Source organism: Exiguobacterium sp. s91 (genome assembly GCF_018618915.1).
GTDB classification, from domain to species: domain Bacteria; phylum Bacillota; class Bacilli; order Exiguobacteriales; family Exiguobacteriaceae; genus Exiguobacterium_A; species Exiguobacterium_A abrahamii.
This window is the reverse complement of sequence record NZ_JACSMZ010000001.1, coordinates 527,560-550,344: the sequence shown is the minus strand read 5'-3', so window position 1 is coordinate 550,344 and position 22,785 is coordinate 527,560. Positions and strand designations below refer to the sequence as shown.

26 protein-coding genes are annotated in these 22,785 nt (G+C 46.7%); 7 read left to right on the top strand and 19 right to left on the bottom strand.

What is annotated here, in order from left to right; all coding sequences use genetic code 11:
• Positions 1-15: 15 nt before the first annotated feature.
• Together KNQ06_RS02750 and KNQ06_RS02745 are read right to left on the bottom strand one after the other, a co-directional pair.
• The gene (locus tag KNQ06_RS02750; RefSeq protein ID WP_064299494.1) at positions 16-552 is read right to left on the bottom strand and encodes a YtxH domain-containing protein; all 537 of its coding nucleotides are present in this window, start codon (positions 550-552) and stop codon (positions 16-18) included.
• Positions 549-1,118 (bottom strand): DUF948 domain-containing protein, encoded by a 570-nt coding sequence (locus tag KNQ06_RS02745; RefSeq protein WP_029342359.1) that lies wholly within the window; start codon positions 1,116-1,118, stop codon positions 549-551. Before KNQ06_RS02745 ends, KNQ06_RS02750 begins: the two co-directional genes overlap by 4 nt.
• Before the next feature lie 139 nt (positions 1,119-1,257).
• On the opposite strand from KNQ06_RS02745, the gene KNQ06_RS02740 reads away from it, so the two are divergent.
• Positions 1,258-2,370, top strand: coding sequence for an aminopeptidase (locus tag KNQ06_RS02740; RefSeq protein ID WP_029342360.1), 1,113 nt, complete (start codon positions 1,258-1,260; stop codon positions 2,368-2,370).
• Between the two features lie 53 nt (positions 2,371-2,423).
• Here the strand turns inward: KNQ06_RS02740 and KNQ06_RS02735 are convergent, their stop codons facing one another.
• From KNQ06_RS02735 to KNQ06_RS02705, 7 genes are all read right to left on the bottom strand, one after another.
• Positions 2,424-2,864, bottom strand: a complete 441-nt coding sequence (locus KNQ06_RS02735; RefSeq protein WP_023469073.1) for a Dps family protein — start codon at positions 2,862-2,864, stop codon at positions 2,424-2,426.
• A 92-nt stretch (positions 2,865-2,956) separates the two neighbouring features.
• Positions 2,957-3,472 carry a DUF2179 domain-containing protein gene (locus KNQ06_RS02730; protein ID WP_023469074.1) on the bottom strand — a complete coding sequence of 172 codons (516 nt, stop codon included), beginning with the start codon at positions 3,470-3,472 and terminating at the stop codon, positions 2,957-2,959.
• Positions 3,473-3,644: 172 nt separating this feature from the next.
• Positions 3,645-4,940, bottom strand: coding sequence for a UDP-N-acetylmuramate--L-alanine ligase (gene murC / locus KNQ06_RS02725; RefSeq protein ID WP_023469075.1), 1,296 nt, complete (start codon positions 4,938-4,940; stop codon positions 3,645-3,647).
• Between the two features lie 78 nt (positions 4,941-5,018).
• Positions 5,019-5,945 carry a hypothetical protein gene (locus tag KNQ06_RS02720; RefSeq protein ID WP_215147304.1) on the bottom strand — a complete coding sequence of 309 codons (927 nt, stop codon included), beginning with the start codon at positions 5,943-5,945 and terminating at the stop codon, positions 5,019-5,021.
• 37 nt (positions 5,946-5,982) lie between these two features.
• Positions 5,983-6,591 (bottom strand): YtpR family tRNA-binding protein, encoded by a 609-nt coding sequence (gene ytpR / locus KNQ06_RS02715; RefSeq protein ID WP_058264712.1) that lies wholly within the window; start codon positions 6,589-6,591, stop codon positions 5,983-5,985.
• Between the two features lie 53 nt (positions 6,592-6,644).
• Positions 6,645-7,442: a DUF1444 domain-containing protein gene (locus tag KNQ06_RS02710; protein WP_055968792.1), complete on the bottom strand. Its 798-nt coding sequence runs from the start codon at positions 7,440-7,442 to the stop codon at positions 6,645-6,647.
• Positions 7,443-7,496: 54 nt separating this feature from the next.
• Complete coding sequence (locus KNQ06_RS02705; protein WP_023469079.1) at positions 7,497-7,805, bottom strand: thioredoxin family protein; 309 nt, start codon at positions 7,803-7,805, stop codon at positions 7,497-7,499.
• A 126-nt stretch (positions 7,806-7,931) separates the two neighbouring features.
• On the opposite strand from KNQ06_RS02705, the gene KNQ06_RS02700 reads away from it, so the two are divergent.
• Positions 7,932-8,222 carry a hypothetical protein gene (locus tag KNQ06_RS02700; RefSeq protein ID WP_023469080.1) on the top strand — a complete coding sequence of 97 codons (291 nt, stop codon included), beginning with the start codon at positions 7,932-7,934 and terminating at the stop codon, positions 8,220-8,222.
• A gap of 83 nt (positions 8,223-8,305) precedes the next feature.
• On the opposite strand, the gene KNQ06_RS02695 is transcribed toward KNQ06_RS02700, so the two are convergent.
• Positions 8,306-9,319, bottom strand: a complete 1,014-nt coding sequence (locus KNQ06_RS02695; RefSeq protein ID WP_149427730.1) for a PTS sugar transporter subunit IIC — start codon at positions 9,317-9,319, stop codon at positions 8,306-8,308.
• Positions 9,320-9,476: 157 nt separating this feature from the next.
• The gene (locus KNQ06_RS02690; protein WP_035396484.1) at positions 9,477-10,547 is read right to left on the bottom strand and encodes a M42 family metallopeptidase; all 1,071 of its coding nucleotides are present in this window, start codon (positions 10,545-10,547) and stop codon (positions 9,477-9,479) included.
• A gap of 119 nt (positions 10,548-10,666) precedes the next feature.
• Between KNQ06_RS02690 and KNQ06_RS02685 the strand changes: the two genes are divergently transcribed.
• The gene (locus tag KNQ06_RS02685) at positions 10,667-10,969 is read left to right on the top strand and encodes a PepSY domain-containing protein (protein WP_012371126.1); all 303 of its coding nucleotides are present in this window, start codon (positions 10,667-10,669) and stop codon (positions 10,967-10,969) included.
• A 69-nt stretch (positions 10,970-11,038) separates the two neighbouring features.
• Positions 11,039-11,395, top strand: coding sequence for a DUF1304 domain-containing protein (locus tag KNQ06_RS02680; protein ID WP_058264707.1), 357 nt, complete (start codon positions 11,039-11,041; stop codon positions 11,393-11,395).
• A 41-nt stretch (positions 11,396-11,436) separates the two neighbouring features.
• On the opposite strand, the gene KNQ06_RS02675 is transcribed toward KNQ06_RS02680, so the two are convergent.
• Both KNQ06_RS02675 and trmB read right to left on the bottom strand, forming a co-directional pair.
• Entirely contained in the window at positions 11,437-11,952 is a 516-nt protein-coding gene (locus KNQ06_RS02675) for a hypothetical protein (RefSeq protein ID WP_058703918.1), read from the bottom strand.
• A 116-nt stretch (positions 11,953-12,068) separates the two neighbouring features.
• Positions 12,069-12,710 (bottom strand): tRNA (guanosine(46)-N7)-methyltransferase TrmB, encoded by a 642-nt coding sequence (gene trmB / locus KNQ06_RS02670; protein ID WP_023469086.1) that lies wholly within the window; start codon positions 12,708-12,710, stop codon positions 12,069-12,071.
• Between the two features lie 176 nt (positions 12,711-12,886).
• Here trmB and cydS point away from each other — a divergent pair, with 176 nt between their 5' ends.
• The 3 genes from cydS to budA all read left to right on the top strand — a co-directional run bounded on the left by cydS (position 12,887) and on the right by budA (position 15,567).
• Entirely contained in the window at positions 12,887-12,988 is a 102-nt protein-coding gene (gene cydS, locus KNQ06_RS17165; RefSeq protein ID WP_023469087.1) for a cytochrome bd oxidase small subunit CydS family protein, read from the top strand.
• Between the two features lie 162 nt (positions 12,989-13,150).
• A complete protein-coding gene (gene alsS / locus KNQ06_RS02665; RefSeq protein ID WP_149427732.1) occupies positions 13,151-14,842 on the top strand; it encodes an acetolactate synthase AlsS in 1,692 nt (563 codons plus the stop codon).
• Positions 14,843-14,853: 11 nt separating this feature from the next.
• Positions 14,854-15,567, top strand: coding sequence for an acetolactate decarboxylase (budA, locus tag KNQ06_RS02660; RefSeq protein WP_023469089.1), 714 nt, complete (start codon positions 14,854-14,856; stop codon positions 15,565-15,567).
• A gap of 40 nt (positions 15,568-15,607) precedes the next feature.
• Here the strand turns inward: budA and KNQ06_RS02655 are convergent, their stop codons facing one another.
• From KNQ06_RS02655 to pepV, 6 genes are read right to left on the bottom strand one after another with little or no spacing between them, the layout of a single operon-like run.
• Complete coding sequence (locus KNQ06_RS02655; protein WP_087681261.1) at positions 15,608-16,408, bottom strand: phosphotransferase family protein; 801 nt, start codon at positions 16,406-16,408, stop codon at positions 15,608-15,610.
• A 51-nt stretch (positions 16,409-16,459) separates the two neighbouring features.
• The gene (gene pulA, locus KNQ06_RS02650) at positions 16,460-18,664 is read right to left on the bottom strand and encodes a type I pullulanase (protein WP_353049185.1); all 2,205 of its coding nucleotides are present in this window, start codon (positions 18,662-18,664) and stop codon (positions 16,460-16,462) included.
• Positions 18,636-19,511, bottom strand: coding sequence for a hypothetical protein (locus KNQ06_RS02645; protein WP_244290055.1), 876 nt, complete (start codon positions 19,509-19,511; stop codon positions 18,636-18,638). The genes pulA and KNQ06_RS02645 overlap by 29 nt, the downstream gene beginning before the upstream one ends.
• Before the next feature lies 1 nt (position 19,512).
• Positions 19,513-20,031, bottom strand: a complete 519-nt coding sequence (gene thpR, locus KNQ06_RS02640) for an RNA 2',3'-cyclic phosphodiesterase (RefSeq protein WP_149427733.1) — start codon at positions 20,029-20,031, stop codon at positions 19,513-19,515.
• Positions 20,032-20,039: 8 nt separating this feature from the next.
• Positions 20,040-21,188: an MFS transporter gene (locus tag KNQ06_RS02635; protein WP_050678602.1), complete on the bottom strand. Its 1,149-nt coding sequence runs from the start codon at positions 21,186-21,188 to the stop codon at positions 20,040-20,042.
• A 59-nt stretch (positions 21,189-21,247) separates the two neighbouring features.
• A complete protein-coding gene (pepV, locus tag KNQ06_RS02630) occupies positions 21,248-22,645 on the bottom strand; it encodes a dipeptidase PepV (protein WP_215147302.1) in 1,398 nt (465 codons plus the stop codon).
• Positions 22,646-22,785 lie beyond the last annotated feature (140 nt).

The following is a 22,785-nucleotide window of genomic DNA, read 5'->3' as shown; positions in this document are numbered from 1 at the left end:
CTCCTCATATATTGATTATTTCTTATGATTCACATCAGACTGCGGATCATTGTCTTCCTCTTGTTCGTCTGCTAACTGTTCGCGTAACTCCGAAAGTTCAACGACCGTCTCCGTGTCGATCTCTTCTGCAACAGACGCCCCATCCACTTCGTCGCCGATTTCACGTTCGATGTCACGTACGAGTTGCTCCGCTTCTGCGAGAGCAGCATCAATGCTTGCTTGATCCTTCTCAAAGCCCGCATATTGTGCCGCTTCTTGAACCGTTGAATTATTCTTCGCTTTTTCAATGACAGGTGCTGCCTTATCTTTCGCTAGTTGAATCCACTCACCTACGAGTGGCTCCGCTTTTTCACGGACAACTTGTGTCTGTTCCGTCAAACGTTGACGCGCAGGCGCCGTACGCTCGTCAATCAGATTGCGTACTTCACGACCTGATTTTGGGCTAGAAAGGAGAGCTGCCGCAGCACCAATCAATCCACCAACGATGACTCCGGCAAGGAAGCCTCCTCCTTTAGAAGAATCTTGTGCTTGATATGGGTGTTGTTTCGTCATGATTTACGATCTCCCTTCAACTCATCTGGAATGCTTTCAACGTCCGGTACTGACACGACTTCCGGTGTGACCGGCGCCTCTGCCTTTTTCCGGAATCGACGACGTGGCTTTTTCTCAACCGTCGTCGTTGCCGTCGAATGATTTTGAACCGTAGTCTCTGCCGGTTTATTTTTCTTAAATAACTCTACAGCGACTGAGCCCCAACGGACTGCTTGCGCAATCTGTTCTTTATTCGTATCCGCTGCACCAGCAACCGTATCGGATACTGTCCGGACAGAATCTGTCACTTTGTTTAAAGACGTACCGAGTTCTTCGATCGAGTTTGCGACAGGTGCAAGCAATTCTGTTTTTTCTTCAATCGTATCGACCAGACGATTCGTCTTATGTAACAACGCTGTCGTCTCCATCATGATACCGTCTAATTGACGTTCAAGTCCTGCTGTCGTGTTGGCTACATTGTTGAGCGTCTTACTCGCAGCACCTAATACACGGGCAAGGAAAATGACGAGCACTACGAATGCGATCGCAGCGACTAATCCGGCGATTCCGCCTAATGTGATTTCCATGGTTCTTGCCTCCAATTTTTTTGCATAGTCTTTTGTTGTTAGTTCGACATGTAGCAAGTCGTTCCTGCTACTCCAAATGGTTTATTTCCGTTACAATGATAAATGAAACCTACATAATCCATTTCGAGGGGGAAATTTCATGCGTGACCCACGTCTTACTCAACTGGCAACGAATCTCATTAACTATTCGGTTGCCCTTGAACCTGGTGAAAAAGTATTGATTGAAAACTTCGGCATCGAACGCGAACTGGTCGAGGCACTCGTTGAAGCTGCCTACGCGGCTGGCGGACATCCGTTCGTTTTACTTAAGGATAATCGTATCCTACGAAAATTATACCGAAATGCTTCAGAAGAGCAACTCCAATTGATGGCAGACATCGAACGCAAGCAAATGCAAGCGATGGACGCATACATCGGACTACGTGCTGGTGATAACATCAATGAATTGTCAGATGTGCCGGCTGAACAGATGAAACTTTACGGTCAAACGATCGGTAAGATGCACACACAAGATCGTGTCAAAGGAACGAAATGGGTCGTACTTCGTTTCCCAACTGCATCGATGGCGCAACTTGCGAATCAATCGACAGAAGCATTCGAAGACTTCTACTTCGATGTCTGCACGCTTGATTATGAAAAAATGGGACAAGCGATGGAACCACTCGTCGACTTGATGAACCGGACGGATCGTGTTCGTCTCGTCGGACCAGGAACGGATCTAACGTTTTCAATCAAAGACATCCCAGCCATCAAATGCGCCGGAAATGCTAACATTCCAGACGGTGAAGTCTTTACGGCACCCGTCAAGGATTCGGTCAACGGTGTCATCTCATATAACACACCATCTCCGTATCAAGGGTTCACGTTTGAAAACGTCAAACTGACGTTCAAAGATGGTAAAATCGTCGAAGCGACGGCGAACGATACGGATCGGATCAACCAAGTCTTCGATACAGATGCTGGTTCTCGTTTTGTCGGCGAATTCGCGATCGGCGTCAATCCCTTCATTCAGCATCCAATGAAGGATATTCTATTCGATGAAAAAATCGATGGCAGCTTCCACTTCACACCAGGTCAAGCTTACGAAGAAGCCTACAACGGTAATGACTCATCCGTTCACTGGGATCTCGTCAACATCCAACGTCCTGATTACGGTGGTGGAGAAATCTGGTTCGACGACGTATTGATCCGTAAAGACGGTCGTTTCGTTCTTCCAGAACTTGAAGTCCTCAATCCTGAAAACCTGAAATAAGAAAAAGCGGATGGCTCGTCCTTCATTAGGACGGGGTCATCCGTTTCTTTATCTTATTTTTTCAATGTCGCACGAAGCATCCAAATTTGTTTTTCGATTTCCTTCGCTTGACCAAGTAGATCATCTTCAACCGTCACGTCTTGTGCCTCAAGATGTTCAATCGCATCGAGCATCTCTTTTCGGACTTGTTGGAAGTCTTTGATGACAGAATCAATCATCTCATCTGCCGATAATCCCGATTTCGCTTCTTCAAGCGTTGTTTGCTCTAAATACTCTTTTAGTGTCGCAGAAGGTGTTCCGTTATTCATCAGGAGACGTTCTGCAACGACATCATATTGTTCAGACACCCATGTATAAAGTTCTTCAAGCTTCTCGTGAAGCGTTAAGAAGTCTGGTCCTTTAATGTACCAATGATAATTGTGGAGTTTGACGAACAGTACCCCATAGTTTGCTACCTGTTGATTCAAAGCTGATTTTGCATGATTACTAATCATCTGATATTCCCCTTTCCTGATTTCAAATGACGTTCTATTTCATCTTTATCCTTAAATAACAAAGAATAAACATCATTCTCAGGAAAAGTGCTCTATCGAGGACGCTTTAATCCTTTCAACATATACCCACCTTTGAAGTCGACAGAATCGAATGCGACGAGGAATGCTTTCGGTTCGTATTCTTCGACGAGATTACGAAGCACTTTCATACGTGTTCGAGCCGCGAGCACATCTAACCGATAACGGACACCGTCTCGTCCTTGACCTTGATAATGTGTCACACCAAAACCATTATCGCGAATGACTTGAATCAGTTCCGCTGGAAATTCTTGCGTATGCACTTGAATCATATTGTAACCGATGGCGAGTTTTCGCTCGACATATCCACCGACGAGTATTCCTAGACCAAATCCAAGCGCGTAAACGACCATACCGAGTGTCGTTAAGTCTTGGAATACGATTCCTAGTGCAAAAATGTAAATCAATGTTTCGACTGTGCCAAATAATCCGGCAATGACAGTTCGCCCTTTGACGAGCATGATCGTCCGTAATGTCAAAACAGGAACGTAAATCAACTGGAGCAATAAGATGAGTAAAATCTGTCCCATGGTGTCTTTCCTTTCTGTTAATAACTTCAACACATACACACTATTTCAAACTTTTTTTCAAGATGCAATCCTATTTTAGATTTTCCTCATCGGTTTTTTGAAATTACTATCATAATTCAAAAATACGACAAAAAAAGTGCCACTCGAGTCGAGTGACACTTTTGATTCTCGCTTATTTCACACTTTGATACTGATGCTGATACGTTTGGATATCGCCCGCTCCCATGAACAGAAGCACAGCATTTTCATGCTGACGTAGAACAGACACGTTATCGCGCGTCAGAATAGAAGCTTGCGGGATTTTCTCCTGCAGATCTTCGACGCGAACTTGCCCTTCCTGCTCACGTGCCGATCCAAAGATTTCGCATAGATATGTCGCATCTGCTTCACGTAAAGAAGTCGCGAAATCATCCATGAATGATTTCAAGCGTGTGTACGTATGCGGTTGGAAAATCGCAATGACTTCGCGGTCCGGATATTTCTTCCGTGCCGACTCAATCGTCGCGCTGATTTCCTTCGGATGGTGCGCGTAGTCATCTACTAGGATTTGTGTGCCGAATTCCGACTCACTAAAGCGACGTTTTACACCACCAAATGTGGCTAAACGTTCAGCAACGTCGTCTTTGCTCAGTCCTTCGTACTGACAGATCGCAATGACAGAGAGTGCATTCAAGACATGATGACGACCGAATCCTGGAATGAGGAACGTGCCGTAGAAATCATCACGTAAATAAACATCAAATGATGTACCATCTGGCGTTGACGTCGCGTTTTCCGCGCGGAAATCATTGTTTTCTCCAAATCCATAATAGAGAACAGGTACATTCGCTTGAATGTTTTGAAGATGCTCATCATCTCCACAAGCAACGATCGCTTGCTTAACCTGCATCGCCATTTCTTGGAATGCCGAAACGACGTCATCGATTCCTGTGAAATAATCCGAATGATCGAAGTCGATATTCGTCATGATAGCGTAGTCCGGCTTGTAATATAAGAAGTGACGTTTGTATTCACATGCCTCGAAGACGAATGCTTTCGCATCCTCTACTCCTGCCCCTGTCCCGTCTCCGATCAAGAAAGCTGTCGGCGTGATACCGCTCAAGACGTGTGAAAGCAAACCTGTCGTCGACGTTTTTCCGTGTGAGCCTGTAATGGCGACCGAACGATATTCATTTGCTAGGTGTCCTAAGAAATCGTAATAATGATGGATGGTTAAACCAAGTTCATTTGCCCGTGCGATTTCTGGATGATCATCTCCAAAAGCATTCCCTTGGATGATGACATAATCTTCTTTGATGTTATCCGCATTGAACGGGAAAAATGGAATTCCCTTAGCCCGTAACGCGTCTTCAGTAAAAATGTGCTTTTCGATGTCTGAACCTTGCACCTCATGATTCATCTCATGTAGTACTTGGGCGAGCGCACTCATCCCTGTTCCTTTGATTCCAACAAAATGATACTTTGTCATATAAAAGCCCTCCAATTCACGTTCCGGTCCGTACCATCGGGCTCGGGTACAAAACCTGTACCATTATAGCAAACCGATTTATTTTTTACCATGTAAATTATTTTGTTCTCGACGTGCGCGATACATCGCCATCAAGTCTTTCGTCGTCATGACGACGTTAACAGGCGGTCCGACCGGTTTTTTCACTTCCGACTGAACAGGCTTATCCACCTCAGTAACAGATGGATCTTGATCTACTTCAACAGCAGATGGATCAAAAGTCGGTGCGAAGCTCTCCGCTTGTTGCTCAGCTTCTTTTTCATCAGCAGACTCTTCACTTGATGTCTCTGTCGGAACAACTAATTGTTCCACCGTCTCACTGTTGGAAGATGTTTCAGTTCCGTCCGCTTCTTCTACTTCGGTTACGGTCGGCACTTCTTCTCTCACGAGCTCTTCACTTGTGTGAGGTTCCGGTACAAGTAATTCGACGTCCGTCACCGGTACAAGACCAGCATTCGCTTCGTCTGATACGACTTCTGTCGGATCAACTGATTGTTCCATCGTCTCACTGTCGGAAGATGTTTCAGTTCCGTCCGTTTCTTTTACTTCGGTTACGGTTGGCACTTCTTCTCTCACGAGCTCTTCACTTGTGTGAGGTTCCGGTACGAGTAATTCGACATCCGTCACCGGTACAAGACCAGCATCTGCTTCCGCTTCTTCTAATACGACTTCTGGCGCGATCAGTTCTTGATCCGTCAAAGCAACCTCATCAGTATTTCCCTCTTCGACTGTTTCCGAAACCTGCTCACTCATTTCCGTTTCTTCCGCAGCTTTTACGGTTTCCGATGCAGATTGCTTCGGACGTTGGAATCCATAAATCGGTGAAGGCACATCCGTTAAAACGAAGCGATCTTCACGCTCCTCTTTTTTCGGACGTTCCACCGGCTTTGTCTCACGTTCCCCTGCAAGCTCTCGACGAATCCGGGCAGCCTGCTCTTTTAGTGACTGTTCATAACGATTACTCATACGTTCACCCCTCCATCTTGTTAAAAAATCGGTCGAATCATCGACCGATTGAGAATGCTTCCCCTACTGCTTTTGTATCATCGAGTACAAGAATCCCTTTTTCTTGTGGTGCATCGACAAGTCCGAGCTCACGCGCTGAACAGAGCATACCGCTTGATGGTACGCCGCGTAACGCTGAAGGACGGATGATTAACCCAGACGGCATGACCGCTCCCGGTTTAGCAACGACTACTTTTTGACCCGCCGCTACATTCGGTGCTCCACAAACGATTTGTAAAGTTCCGTTATCTACTTCTACCTGACAGACCGATAATTTATCAGCATCCGGATGCTTCTCGCAAGAAGCAACGAACCCAACAACGAATTTCGGAGAATAATCCACTTGTTCGAGTGACAATTCGATATCTCGACTCGCCAGTTCCTTTTGGATGCGTGTTGCCAATTCTTCCGTCAATTCAACCGGTCCTTGTGTCTCGATCGTAAACGTAGTCGAAGCATCAAACAGGTTGTAACCGACGACACGATCACCATGCTTGATAGTTGCTACATCTCCTTCACGAGTCGCTGTCACTTCCGCACGTGGTGCGTCTTCCAAAATGATCATTAAGACGTCGCCGACGCCCTCTTTATTATAAAACACATTCATTCAATCCATGACTCCCTTCCGTCTTTCTCACAATGCCTATTGTATCAGATTCTTCACTCTTTCGGCTGCTTGTTTTTCGCAAGGACGAAGACCGGCTCCAGATTGCCATCTTCATATAAGAATGGCAGTGCCGTGACCGGTACACGACCGTTCGAGAAGAAGTCAAACATCAATTGCTGTAAGACATCATATCCGGCGTCATTCCGAATATCAGCGAAAATCAGGACATCCTGATGCGGAATTCCGACTGCGAATTCTCCTTCGATTTGCGCCGCATAATCGGCTAATAAAGTCTTGTTCAAAACACGACTCGCCTCATATCCGTCGCCGAGACTCAAGAAATAAAAGATATTCCCTGCGACTTCGTCTTGTTTAAATGGCGCTTCAAGCGATTTCACATTAAAACGCGCTGCTTCTGATAACTGTTCAGCTGTCCATTCAGCAGACGCCAGTAACTCCTCATCAATCAAACGATACGTCGCCCCTAAATCAAGTGCGTACATGATTTTCGTCTCACCCGTATGTGGTGTACTGACGAGCGTCTTCCCTTCTTTTGTCGTATCGGCAAACGATTTAGCGCGAATGACAGGAAAGATTTTTTGTTCTTGTCCAACGAGTGAGATTTGATCCGTTTGTCCGAGTACAGCACGGATATATTCGATCGTCTCTTCGACTGCGATGACACCTCTTCGTTTTGCTTTTGCGACAAGCGGATTCAATCCGACATCAACGCCTGATTTATCGTGCTTTCGCTCAATTCGTAATACAGACTTTTCACGATCGAAATATGTCGTGTACCCTTCTTCTTCAAATGTTTGTGTCATCATTCTTCGGATTTGTTGTAGTTCCATTCGAATTCATCCTTTCTATCATGAAAAAAAGCGAGTCAGCGCTCGCTTTTTTTCTTAAACCGTCTCTAAAAATGCTGTCACCTGTTCTGGTGTCTTCCGCTCTTTCCCGACATAACGCCCTGTCTCTTCACCATCGCGGAATGCAACAAAACTCGGAATTCCGAAGATGTCCATTTCCTGGGCAATTTCAATATGATCGTCGCGATCGACGTAGTAAAACTCGAAGCCGTTAAATGTTTGCTCGATTTCCGGCATGAACGGATCTAAGAAGCGGCAATCCGGGCACCAGTTTGCTGAGAATAAAAAGACGGCATTTCCTTGTTTTGCTGTATCGAATTCTTGTTTGGATTGTAATGTTTTCATGATGATTTCCTCCTTTGATTTCCCTAGAAGTCATTGCCCTCATCATAGCATATTCAATTGTGGCTGTGCGTTTTCGTGCTTGGTTTGCTATACTGCAACTAGAAAACACCTGGAAAGGACTTCACTATGGCAGATCAACCAATCAAACATCCGTTCGAACGCTTCGTCGGCTTCGTTGGCATGACGAGTTGTTTACGTTACGGCTATTCCTTCATTGATTCCGAACGAAGCTTACCCGAAATCTTTTTGTATTTGGTCGTCGGTTTTGCGATCATCATTTTACTCGAAGCACTCGGAAAACGACTCGCTCGAAAATTGCCTGTCGTACGCATGCGGTATTTGACTCCACTTTACCTCATTTACCTCTACGTTTTCTTTACGAGTTTTTATTCAAGTTCATTCGGATTCTCTTTATGAAAAAAGCTGATTCAAAAAGTCATATGCTTGTTCGTCCACCATCCGGTCAAACAGGCGTATCCTTTAGAATCAGCTTTTTGTATTTAATATTCGATTTTTAAATCGCCATCTTGAATCCGACCGAGACGTCGTAATATGCGATAAATGAAATAACTGATGATGCCGGGCGCAAGGAAACAGAGGACAGCGACTGCTAGGTAATACTCCATTTCGAACCCCATCGTTTTTAATAACATCAACGGACCAACGAATCCGCTCGTACCCATACCAGAACCTTCCGGATTGCTCTCAAGCATTAATAGAACAGTCGCAAATGGCGCTAGGATTGCACCGGCTACAGTTGGTGGTAGAAGAATCCAAGGATTTCGAATGATATTCCCTACTTGTAACATCGATGTTCCAATCCCTTGAGCAACCACACCACCGATTCCGTTATCACGGTAACTGATGACGCCAAACCCAATCATCTGTGCCGCACAACCGATCGTCGCTGCCCCTGCAGCAAGTCCATCCAAACCAAGCATGATTCCAAGCGCAGCACTCGAAATCGGCGCTGTCAATGCAAGACCCATGACGGTAGCAACGAAAATTCCCATGAATAATGGTTCGCGTTCCGTTCCCCAACGAATCAACTCACCAAGATCCGTCATCCCTTTTCCAATCCACTTTCCTGCGTAACGTCCGGCAACGAATCCGGCTAGTAACGTAACGAACGGCGTCAATAAAATATCGAGTCGCGTCGTCTTTGAAACGAGTTTTCCAACCTCTGTCGCAAGAAGTGTTGCAATGTAGCTACCTGCTGGTCCTCCTGCTTCATATCCGAACGCACCAACGGCAACTGCTGCGAACAAGATCAGCGGTGGTGCCTCAAGTGCAAACGCTACAGCCACACCGATTGCTGGCCCAGTCAGTGCGATCGCCTGCTCTCCTAACTGAATGAGGAACTTCGCCTCTACACCACGATCGACCAGTCCCTCACCAATCGTTCGGATGATGAGACCCATGATCAACGAACTAAACAAACCAAGTGCCATATAACTTAATACGGTGATGAAATATACTTTAGGGCTAAGTGAGATCCCTTTTTGTTTGAACATCTTGTCACGTCCTTTTCTTAACATCGCGTATCATTATATCAAATCTCCTTTCTATCCGACTACATTGTTTTTCCAACTGACAAGACAGTTCATGCTTACGTCGTTCTTATTAAACAAAAACAGACAGCGGATTCACATCCACTGTCTGTCATGTCATTCACTTGACTTGTAGCGTCGCGAGTGTCGTCGTATCGAGGTTCGTGACGAGTTTCCGAAGCAATTCCTTCGCCGCATCATAATCATCTGTATGCATGATCGATGCATGCGTATGGATGTAGCGTGCTGGTAAACCAACGACTGTCGTTGGAATCCCATTATTCGAACGATGGATGACACCACCATCGGTTCCACCTGCACCGACATAATATTGGTACGGAATCTTGTTCGATTCTGCCGTATCGAGGACGTAATCCGTCATCTCTTTTGAGAGGATCATGACACTGTCTTTAATTCGAAGCAATGGTCCTTGTCCGAGTTGACCAAATTCCGTTTTGTCTCCTGATGCATCATTGGCAGGAGAAGCGTCGACGACGAACGCGACGTCGGGATCGATGAGTGCCGTCGCTGTTTGCGCACCGCGCAATCCAACTTCTTCTTGAACCGTTGCACCCGAGAACAAAATGTTCGGATGATCCGCCGCTGTCGTCTCTTCCAACAATTCAATCGCCATTCCGACACCATAGCGGTTATCCCATGCTTTCGCCATGATCTTCTTCGGATTCGCCATCGGTGTGAACGGGAAGAATGGTACGGCAGGAATACCTGGACGTACTCCAAACGATTCTGCCTCTTCTTTTGAGTCTGCACCGATATCGATGAACATGTCTTTGATCGCCATTGGCTTATTGCGCACTTCTTCTGTCAATAAGTGTGGTGGAATCGATGCGATGACACCAGGGATGACACCGTTGTCCGTACAGATCGAGAAGCGTTGCGCAAGCAACACTTGGCTCCACCAGCCACCGAGCGGTTGAATCCGCAACATTCCGTTCTTCGTGATTTGCGTCACCATGAATGCCACTTCGTCCATGTGCCCGGCAACCATGACTTTCGGCCCTGTCGCATCGCCTGTTCGTTTTCCAAAAATCGAACCAAGCCCATCCGTAACGATCTCATCCGTGACAGGTGTGATGCGCTCGCGAACGAACTGACGAACGTCGTGCTCAAACCCCGGTGCCCCGTTCAATTCCGTCAGTGTTCGAAATAACTCTCTCGTTTTTTCATTCATATGTATCGCCTCCTGCTTCTCATTATACAAAAAATTGCTTCTATCACTTAACCTTTTGTTTCTCTCTGAACGAATTATTTGGTACAGTAGGAATAGAACCTGTAAGGAGGGGAATTTTAATGAAAAAACGCTATTGGATTATCGGATTGGCAGCAGCTGTCGTCGCCGCTTTCGCAGTGAAGAAAGCCGTTGATAACAAACAACTTTCTGCCGAGGAAGCGCTCGAAATCACGAAACGCACATTTTCAGCAAAAGGACGTGTCCAAGGTGCATGGATCTCTGCAACACCAGAGGCTTACGCATATGAGTCACGTGACTACCAAAGCTACAAAGGTGGCATCTCGGTCCTTGAAGGTGATGACGAAAAAACGTATCAATTCACAGTTGATGCCGAAACTGGCGCTTTACTCGAATACGCTTAATCAAAAGACCGTGCTTCGATCGACGAAGTACGGTCTTTTTTCCACGTTCATCTGAAGGAGGTATGATTCATGTCGATTCTTGCTACGCTGTTCGTTATCCTCGTTGCTTTGGAACACTTTTATATTTTAGCACTTGAAATGTTCTTTCTTTCTTCCAAAGCGGCTCGTCGAACGTTCGGTTTAACGGACGAAGCTGTTGCATCACAACAAATTCGGACACTTTTTGCGAATCAAGGCTTATATAATGGATTTTTAGCAGCCGGACTAGTATTTGGTCTGATTCGTCAGGATGTGGCTGTTCAATTGTTCTTTTTAGCATGTGTCATTATCGCTGCGCTTTATGGCGCCGTGACTGCCAATCGCTCCATTTTACTCAAACAAGGCTTGCCTGCCATACTTGCTTTCATCTTCGTGTTGCTTGCATGAGAAAAGCCTCTATCCGATCGGATAGAGGCTTTTTTTCTTAATTAACGCGGGTTGTCGTTGCGTTCGTAGATCGGGTTCATGTATTCCGTCGTCGAGTATAGACGTGGAACAACGATGTATAAGATGACCGCTGGTACAGCGATGATCAACAACATCAAGAGCATCGGTAACCAGTAGACGACTTTTTGTTGAAGATTATCCGAGTTACCGTCGATGTATTCTTTTACGCCATCAACTTTTGCAGCATCGGCACTCGTCAACAATTTACCGCTATCGGCATTGAAGAAGTGGATTTCACGTTTGATCGTGATGAAGATGCCGTCACGGACTGTCTCGATGACAGCGATTCCGCCAATGACTTCTTCTCCTTTTTCATTCGTGAACGTCTTCGGATCCTCGATTTCGACCGAACCTTTTTTATAATCGTAATGCGTCGTTGGTAATTCCTCATTTAATGCTTTCGTCATTTCTGAGGTATCAACCGCAGCAAGTACCGATTGACCGATACTTAATGCGAGAAAGAGCGCCGTTACGAAGGCTAAGCTTTTCTGCCACATCCCCAAATTCCCCCTTTACCTATAAGTACAAGTTCTTCAGTCAACAACATTGTACCAATTAATAAGAAAAAAGTGTGAAAGAAATACCAGGAAAATAAGAAAACTTTTTGTCTAAATTAATTTTGGTACGTTGCTTCCATCCGATAAATCGGTTGACCCATTGATGAAAAACGCTCTTCGTACTCTGTTCGGACGTTATCTTCCGGTTCATTCGCATGTAAATCAAGTGACATCCAGTCGAAGCGCATGCCGTATGCTGACATCGTCATCAAACTCGATTCGAACAACTTCCGATTATCTGTCTTGAAGTGGATTTGACCTTTCGCCGGTAAAATATCTTCATATGTCGAGAGGAATGTTTTATACGTCAAGCGGCGTTTCGCATGACGTGTCTTTGGCCATGGATCAGAGAAGTTCAAGTACACGCGGGACACTTCACCTTTTTCAAAGTAATCACGTAGGTCTTTTGCATCGACCGTCAAGACGCGAACGTTCGATTGTGGTGTTTCGACCAATTTTTGAACGATCGTCACGGCAACGCTTTCGAATAGTTCGATCGCGATGAAGTTGATATCCGGGTGTTGGTGCGCCATTCCGGTAATGAAAGCTCCTTTCCCTGATCCCACTTCGATGTAGATCGGGTTATCATTCTTGAACTCGCTAGCCCATGCTCCTTTAAGAGATGCTGGTTCTGCTATATAGATCGAGGATTGTTCCTTCATATAATCCTGCGCCCATGGTTTATGTCGTAAACGCACTATCGTTCATCCTTTCCAAACTTAAATTATCCGCAGATAAGTTTATCATGATTCGGGTAATTATATAAGAACTTCTTCGTTTCCTATCGAAGAATGTTCAGCAGTTCGTCACTTGAGAAATAGTGAGCATTCTAATACACTTAAGGTACGTAAGAACCGAAAAGGAGGGCTATACTGTGGATGATTTCTTGATTAGTTGGGCATCTCCCATCGTTCTCGTCTTGGGAATCACTGCTTTGTTCGTCTGGGCGACTTTCGGAAAAGTCGACGTCGAATAAGGGCAATCTCTGTACCTTGTGTAATCATACACAAGGTACTTTTTTTATTTTCTAAATGATTTTAGGTTGGTTTTACCATGAAACAGATGTATACTTTTTTTGAAACAGATACTTTATTACAGCTATCGAACACCAAAAACGTTGGTAAAAAGGAGAATTGTAATGAACGAAAATAAAAACAGTGATTCAAAAGAACTAGTACAGAAGAAAACAGGTGCGGATCTCGTCGTCGATTCACTCATCGAGCAGGGTGTCGATTACATCTTCGGTATTCCCGGCGCCAAAATCGATTCCGTCTTCAATGTGTTACAGGACCGGGGACCTGAACTGATTGTTGCACGGCACGAACAAAATGCTGCATTCATGGCTCAAGCCATCGGACGCTTAACGGACAAACCGGGTGTCGTCCTTGTGACATCTGGTCCTGGCGCATCAAATTTAGCGACTGGTCTTGTGACAGCGAACTCTGAAGGTGACCCTGTTGTCGCAATTGCCGGAGCTGTCACGCGAGCCGATCGTTTAAAACGAACACATCAGTCGATGGACAATCAGGCACTCTTTACACCGATTACAAATTTTAGTGCTGAAGTGCAAGATGCCGACAACATTCCAGAAGTATTATCGAATGCTTTCCGAACAGCTGAAACGACAGCTGGAGCTGCTTTCGTCAGTATCCCGCAAGACGTCGGGCTAAGCGAAGCGAACGTCACGGCGTTCCGTGCAGTTGAAGCACCAAAGCTTGGTGTTGCACCAGAAGCATGGGTCGATGAAACAGCCCGTCTGATTCAAGAGGCAAAACTCCCTGTCTTGTTACTCGGTATGCGTGCGAGTCAACCAGACGTCGTACACGCGATTCGTTCGTTACTCAAAAACGTCTCGATTCCTGTCGTTCAGACATTCCAAGCAGCCGGCACATTATCACGTGAGCTTGAATCGAATTTCTACGGACGTGTTGGATTGTTCCGCAATCAGCCGGGGGATGCGTTACTTGCAGAAGCGGATCTCGTCCTCTCGATCGGATATGACCCAATCGGTTATGACCCGAAATTCTGGAACCAACCAACGCACGATCGGACGCTTGTGCACATCGATCAAATGCGTGCTGAAATCGATCATTTCTATCGTCCAGATCATGAGCTTGTCGGTGATATGGCGAAAACCGTCGATGCGATCGCTGAACGCCTACGACCACTCACATTACCTGAAAGCTCTGTTCAGTTCCTTGAAGGATTACATCAACGCCTTGTCGATCGCGATGTTCCTCCTGTCGCGGATTCTCCGTTGACGCATCCACTTTATTTCATGAAGACGTTGCGTGAAAAAATTGCGGACGATGTCACCGTCACGGTCGATGTCGGCTCACATTATATTTGGATGGCACGTCACTTCCGTTCGTACGAACCGCGCCACCTCCTCTTTAGTAACGGGATGCAAACGCTCGGCGTCGCACTTCCATGGGCAATCGCAGCTACACTCGTTCGTCCCGGAAAGAAAGCTGTCTCGATTTCAGGTGACGGCGGATTCCTCTTCTCTGCAATGGAACTTGAGACAGCTGTCCGTTTGAACTCACCACTCGTCCACTTCGTCTGGCGCGACAGCGGATTTGATATGGTCGCGTTCCAACAAGAGATGAAATACAAACGGAAATCCGGTACGTCATTTGGTGACGTCGATCTCGTCAAATATGCGGAAAGCTTTGGAGCAAAAGGACTCCGCGTCAATCATCCTTCGGAACTCGCAGCAATCATGGATGAAGCACTCGCGACAGACGGTCCCGTCATCGTCGATGTACCGATCGATTACCGTGACAACATCGCGCTCGGAGAACAAGTTCATCTCGATCAATTGAACTAAGGAGGATTCACATGGCACACGATAAAACACTCGTCCAGATTTCAACGATGATGGCACTGCTTGACGGCGTATTTGAGAGTGAAGTCACGTATGCTTCCGTCCTTGATCAACGTGATTTCGGTATCGGAACGTTTGACCACTTAGACGGTGAGATGATTGGATTCGATGGTCAATTCTATCAACTCCGCTCAGATGGTAGTGCTCGACCGCTCCAACCTGAGACGACGACACCTTTCGCGACATTAACCCGTTTCGAGCCGGAACAAACCCTGACCGTGACGGAAGAGATGTCAAAAGCGACGTTTGAGCACTGGCTGAACGAACAACTCCCAACGATCAATAGCTTTTATGCTATCCGGATTGACGGAACATTCACGGAGGTTCAGACACGCACCGTCGCACGCCAGGAAAAACCGTTCGTTCCAATCACGGAAGCTGTCGCTTCTCAAAGCGCTCGTACGTTCGAGCACACGGAAGGAACGCTTGCCGGATACTATACACCACGATTTGGTCACGGTATCGCCGTCGCCGGATATCACCTTCATTTCATCGATGCTGCTCGCGCAGGTGGTGGTCACGTCTTTGACTACACAGTTAAGAACGTCACCGTCACATTCGAAGAAAAGCCGCAACTTGATTTACGTCTACCGACGACAGCGGCTTATCGATCGGCAGATCTCGAAAGTCACGATATTGAAAAAGAGATTAAAATCGCAGAAGGTTAAGCAAAAAAGCGTGTCGTTCCCTTTCGGAATGACACGCTTTTTAGTCGTTTGAGTATTCAAGTAGCTGTTCAAGAAAATGATAACTGTCGTCGACATCCGGATGACGAGTATCTTCATACCAGTAGAGTGACAATACTGCTTGCGCTACGACATACCAGTGCATGCGTCGCTTCAAATCACTCGTCAAAGGATGTCCATAATGTTCGAACCATTCTGGCCAAGCCGCTTCGTCGACATAACTATATAACATCATTCCAAGATCGTACGCACGGTCAGCAATGATCGCATCATCCCAATCGTTCAGATAGAGTTGGCCGTCTGCTCCCGTCAACCAGTTATTATGGTTCAAATCTGAATGACAAACGACCTGCTCATCCGTTCTGACCTGCTCCAGATTTTGTTCGAGGTAAACCATCGCATGTTCCACGAGCTCCGGATCCTCTAAATCATCCGGTTGAAAGTACAAACGACATTGTCGCAATAACTCATCAGGTTCGATCGGGCGCTGGTCAAGCTGTTGTAGCATGAACAGTAATTCCTTCGAATCATGGATTTTCCCAAGCAAACGTGCTACTTCAGGACGTTCCATCATTTCGGGCTCCAACTCGTCGCCTTCAATGAACTGTTGGGCGCTGATGACGTCCCCACTATAAATCCGTTTCGTCCATAATAGCTTCGGAACGATTCCGTCTGCGGATAAAATCGCCAAAAACGGCGATGAATTTCGTTTTAAGAACAACTTCGATTGTCCGGTTGAAGCGATGTACGCTTCTCCTGTGATTCCACCTGCTGGCGTAAGGGTCCAGCCTTCGCCAAGCGCATCTAAAATATCTAATTCCATTATAATCCGCTCAACTTTTTTAGTAGATTTGCCTAAGGCACAATGCTTATCTTAACACGTTGCGATCGTCGTTGACAACGGAAGGACCTGAATCCTGTCGACACCTTTCAGAAGCGGGTCGACCGAGGCCTCATCCCCTTGTACATGCACATTCCAGCGCGAATGATCAAGTGAGACTTCAATGATTTCTCGCGTCGTATTGTAAACGATGAGCGTGCGTTGCCATGCATCATACGAGTGGACCGCTCCAAGTTCATAAGCAATGACACCCGGACGTAAATCGATGAAATGAAGCAACTCGCGAATCTGATTCGCTCGGTGCAACCGGAATCCGCCATGCATTCTGCGAATCTGCAAAATCGTCTTGATGTATGTGACAAGGGACAGATGATCATCCCGCCGTTCCCAGTCCATTCGATTGATCTCGTCTGATGCGTTATAGCTGTTTTCAACACCTTGTTTCGTGCGCAAGAACTCTTGACCTGCGTGAAGAAACGGAATCCCTTGCGCAAACAAGGCAATCGTCTGAGCTAGGCGACTCATCCGCAATAATTGCTGTTCATCTGCCTCTGGACAAGATAACTTTAATTTATCGTATAACGTATGATTGTCGTGCGCCTCGACGTAATTGATGGAATAGGTAGGTTCCGGAAAACGTCCGTACGTTTGATTGTCGATATGGACACTTCCGGCAATCCCGTTTCGGACCTCCCCTTCCTTCCAGCCATCTCCCGCAACGAATCCTCGGTCGAATTCACTGAACGTCGATCCTTTTAACGCGTCACGGAACACATCATTAAAATGGGCGATCCGCGGCATTTGCGCAGCGGAGGCACTCATCGCCTTTAATCGTTCCGGCAACGCTGTCGCAAGATCCCACCCTTCTCCATACACCAGAATCGTTGGATCAATCGCATCGAGCGCCGCACGAACATCGTTCATCGTCTCAATGTCATGAATCCCCATCAAATCAAATCGAAAGGCATCAATCTGGTAGACTCGAGCAAAGTACGTCAAACAGTCAACGATCAGGCGGCGCATCATGAATCGCTCGGATGCGGTATCATTTCCGACACCTGTTCCGTTCGATAGTGTCCCGTCTACTTCGTAGCGGAAATAATAACCAGGGACAAGTTGTTCGAGAGAAGAGCGTTCTCGAATGAAGACGTGATTCATGACGACATCGAATGTGACACGAATGCCTGCTTCATGGAGTCGCTCTACCATTTCCGCGTATTCTCTGACGCGAACGAGTGGTTCAACCGAACTCGCATAACTCCCAGCTAGCCCGAACCAAAGCATTGGGTCGTATCCCCAGTTATATGGAGACCGTGTCCGTTCATCGGTCGTCTCAAAAAAGTGAACTGGTAGCAATTGCAGATGGGTGATCCCGAGATCTAGGAGATAATCAAGTCCCGTCGCATGACCTCGAGGAGAGCGCGTTCCTCGTTCCGTCATCCCTGCGTATTGCCCCGGATGACTTGAACCAGCTGAGTGATCGATCGTGAAATCACGGATATTCGCTTCGTAGATGACAGCGTCTGACGGTTTGACGAACAGAGGACGCGCGACGCGCTTCGGGAACCACTTGGTCATCGTCCGTTCGACGTCAACGATGACGCCGTATCGACCATTCTCCGATATCGCACTAGCGTACGGATCAACGACCTCTTGTGTGCCAAGGTATGTCGTCACTTCATATCGATACCAGCACTCTGCGATATCTTGTTCCAGTTGAAGATGATAAGCACCTTGCTCTTGTCGCTCCATTTCGTGCTTTTCGAGTAACCGTTCATCTTGATCGTACACGACACACATGATCCGTTCTGCGACCGGTGACCAAACAGCAAAGTGAAATGCATCCTCTTCTTCCCAGACACCGAGCTTCCCTTCGTAACGATACTTGCGCTCGAATGCTTCCGTCCGGACTAACCGGTCGGGAACGACGCGGATTGACCGACCTGCTCCAAATACCTCATATCGGCATTCTAGCTCGACCGGTTCCAGAACCGTCAATTCATAAATTACCAGTTGCCCCTCACGGTGTGTCTCGACTTGCTGGATCGCAAGTGATTGTCCATCACATTCAAGCGACCAGTGGATTGACGGATTGCCTTCGACCTCGACCCGGATGCTCTGGAACGATAAGAACTCCGCCCGGATCACTGGTATCGCTACTTCTTGATTCGTCATCTCTTTCGCAACGACAACGCCGTCGCTCCCTCCCTTACTCTCGGATTCGAGACTGTTCCTCACTTTGAATCGCCATGTGAAACGGAATCGATACCGTCTCTTTTAGGATTTTTTCACACACCCGCATCTGAAATGCCTTTGTATGTGTCGCATTCGCATTCATCCGTTGTACCCAGTTCGGAAAATCGACTTTATTGACATACGTCGTCGTCGTTTCTTTTGGAATTTGATCAAAATAACCTGAAGGAGCGAGGATGACTCGTTCGATCGGCAAAACGTAATCTCGGCCGAGTACGACCCGTAAAATATCTTCTGTCCGCTTTAAACCGATGTTCGGATTCAAGATTTGTTTCGCAGAAGCCTTAAACGGCTGCTCCCGCCATAACTTATCTCGTCGGATATGATAGATACTTTCGTCGCCATCAAGCCATTCCATGATATAGATTGCGGACGGACCGACGACGAACGGACTCAACTCGACTTCTCCGACTTGATATTGGATGACCGCTCGATAAAACATCGCATACTGTTCATTTAGTAGATGTAGCATCTGGTAGAAGTCTAAATGACGTTTCAATGGAATCCGCCAAATGTCCTCCTCTCCTGCTCCGCCAGTGACGTTCAAGAGTTTTTGTAACTCGAGACGTTTTTTGTACCATTTATCAAACGCTCTTCGAGATAATTGTTTACCTGGAAGTTGAATGACTTCACTTTTTTTCATCACTTGCCACCACTTCTTTGGACGGATGAGCGTTTCTCCTGGAAACAACTCTCCTGCCTCCCATCTGCGATAGACATGGGCATAATCAAGTGCCTGGTGTTCACCGAATCGTTTCGTCATCTCTAGCGGATTTTTTTCAAATCGACTATCTAAGTCATATAGTTTCATCAAAATTGCGATGGGGATCACCTCATTCCTCTTCACCTAGATGAATCCGGTAAACCGGCTCATATCGAGGTGAAACCTCTGGTCGTACTTCAAATAGAACGAGTTCACGAACAGTCCACTCTACTGATTGTATCGAACTCGTCTCCCATTCGGCTGCCTCAGTGCGCCATTTTTTCGCGATCGTGACATGCGGAACGAATGGTCTGGTCGAATTCGGATCAATCTGTTCCACTAATTGAAACAATTCTTCCGATTCTGTTCCAAATCCTACGACGCGTGGTCGTTCATCCCGACCGAACGTGATCAAACGATCGAATCGTAGCACGAAGGGTTCCATCGTACGCGCGATCTGCCGTAACTGCTGTTTCCACGACTGCTGTTCTTTTTCCTCCAATGGACCGAAAAAACGAAGTGTTAGATGATACTCTTCTAACGTATAGACGTTACGAAAGTACTCAGGTAGCGATAACCGTTCAGCAAGATTCGCCAAATCTTTAGAAGGGATCGGCAAAGCAATGAAAAAGTGTCGTTCTTGTCTCATCGTAGCGTTCACTCCTTCATACGACCACTGATACCATACAGAATCGCGCCTAGGATACTACTACTTGTATATACCCAAAAGACGGTATAGATTGTACTCTCCTCGAGTACAAAACCACTCATCAGATTAAACAACGCTGTCGCGAGTCCCGTCGTCGTCGCCATATATGTACTGACGGCTGTTGCGACCATCGTCTCTGGAACGAGCGATCGCACATAATCTAAGGCGACAGGGATCAACAGACCAACGATCATTCCTTGCATCGCAGATAATACCCAAAGCATGACGATTGGAAGTTCTAAAGCAATCATCGCCGTCCGCGCAGCCGACAACAAGGAGACGAATACAAGAACCGGAATCGCTCCGAATCGTAATAACAGACGCGAGGCGATGCGCATGAACGGAATTTCGCACAGAACGGCGACAAAGAATAATGTTCCGACGAGTGCCGTCGTCTCGCCACGAATCGTGACGTAGCTCCCAAAGTAATAATTGTTGGCGAAGATGGGTCCAAAGATCAAACTCCCCCCTGCTAGGAACAACAGGAAGCGTCGATTCGAGAAGAGCTGTTTTAACGGTACGGGTTGCTGATGTGAAACATGGACGCTGCCCGTCTCTTCAATACCGATCAGCACAAGGAAACCGAGAACCCATGCTGCGCCAGTTGCGTAAAAAATCAGATTTAGTCCGCCACCCTCAGTGATTTGCCCAAGAACAAAAACAGCTAAAGCGAACCCTGCTGAGCCGAAAAGACGCAAAGCGCCATAATCCACCTTACGCTTTCGCGTGTACTCGATCGCTAATGTATCAACGAGCGGAATATGCGCGCACTGGAACAACGCCCAGACGCAAGAAATCAACAATAAAAGTAGATAAGCAGACGTCAGTAAGTAACTGAGTGTAAAAATACCGGCAGCAAGCATCGCGACGAGTAAGAGTCGTTTCGGCTTCCCGAGTCGATCCGCTGCGATTCCCCAGACAGGTTGTAGGAAAATGGAGAGAATCGGTCCAATCGCAACGATTGTTCCAATCTCTGAAGCCGACAGTCCGAACGCGTCGTTCGAGAAATAAAGCGCGAGGTACGGAATGAGTGCTCCTTGTCCAAAGAAAATAAAGAAATATAAGGCTTGGAAATGATAGGTTTGACGATTTTTCACACGGAACTTCCTTTCAAGAAGCAATCCCCCCATCTTTACGATGCGGGGATCATCAATCATTATTTTGCGAGCTCATAAATCGCTTCTGCATAGATTGCGACAGCAAGCAATAGTTCATCAAAATCAACATATTCATCGACTTGGTGAGCAACTTCAGGACCACCCGGGAAGACTGGACCAAAAGCCACTCCCGCCGTCAACGAACGCGCATATGTGCCGCCACCAATTGCTATCAGATCAGCTGATTGGTTTGTGTGGCGCTCATAGACGGCACTTAGCGTCTTGATCAATTCATGGTTTGGATCAACATGGTGCGGAGTCATATGCGTACGCGTCTGCAATTCAAAACCATATCCTGCCGCGGCTTCTTTGATGATTTGCAGACGTTCCGTGAAGTCTGCCGTATACGGGTAACGGATATTGATCGATGCCGTTCCTTGCTCTTCGGCGTAACGGAATACACCGCCGTTGATCGTTAAGTCACCTGTCTCGTCTGAAGCAGCTACACCGATCGCTACACCGCGAGAATCTCGGAACATATGCGTCACGAGTTGAATGTAACGACGACCGTTATAATCCAAGTGAAGCGTGTTGAGGAAACGCGCCAAATGTAAGGCCGCATTTTTACCATTGTCCGGCTCCATCGCATGAGCTGCGACACCGTTCACATCAAGAACGAGACCTTCCGTTTCTTGCTTGACTGTCCCCGTCAAACCTTGTTCTTCAAGATAAGCATGGAAATCCGTTTCAAGTGTTCCTACTTCGACGACACGAAGAAGCGCCTGGGCATGACCCGGAACCATGTTCGGACGTTCGCCACCTTCAAAACGAACGAGATGATAGCCTGTATCAGATGCTTGCGCTGGTTTCCCTTGAATCAATAACCCGTCATAGAGTCCTTTTTCCGCATTGATGATCGGGAAGTCGGCATCTGGTGCAAAACCGAGTGTTGGCATCTCTTCATGTTTGAAGTAATGATTGACACAACGCCATTCACTCTCCTCATCCCCTCCTGCAATCAGACGGATGCGTTTCGAGAGTGGTAAGCCAAGTTCTTTGACGATTTTCAAAGCATAATAAGCTGCCATCGTCGGTCCTTTATCATCGATTGCTCCACGCGCATACAGTTTTCCATCTACAAGCGTCGGGTTGAATGGACCATATGTCCAGTGATCGCCACCAGCTGGTACGACGTCTAAGTGACAAAGAATACCGAGTAACTCTTCTCCTTGACCATACTCCAAATGTCCTGCGTACCCATCGACATTTTTTGTCGCGAATCCATCGCGTTCCCCTGTCGCGAGCATCCAATCGAGGGCACGTTTGACTTCATGACCAAACGGCGCGCCCTCTTCAATCGTGGATTCGTCGAGTACACTCGGAATCCGCAATAATTCTTTTAAATCTTCTAATAAGTCCTCGCGACGTGCGAGTACTTCCTCTTTCCAATTCACCATCTGATTTCGCTCCTTCATTACGGGTTTTGGATTCGTTTCCTATACACCTTCCTAGTATAGCGAATATTCGTTCAGATACGAACATCCAAATTCTGTTTTCTTTTTTATTTATTGAAATGACGAACATTCAAACGAAATAA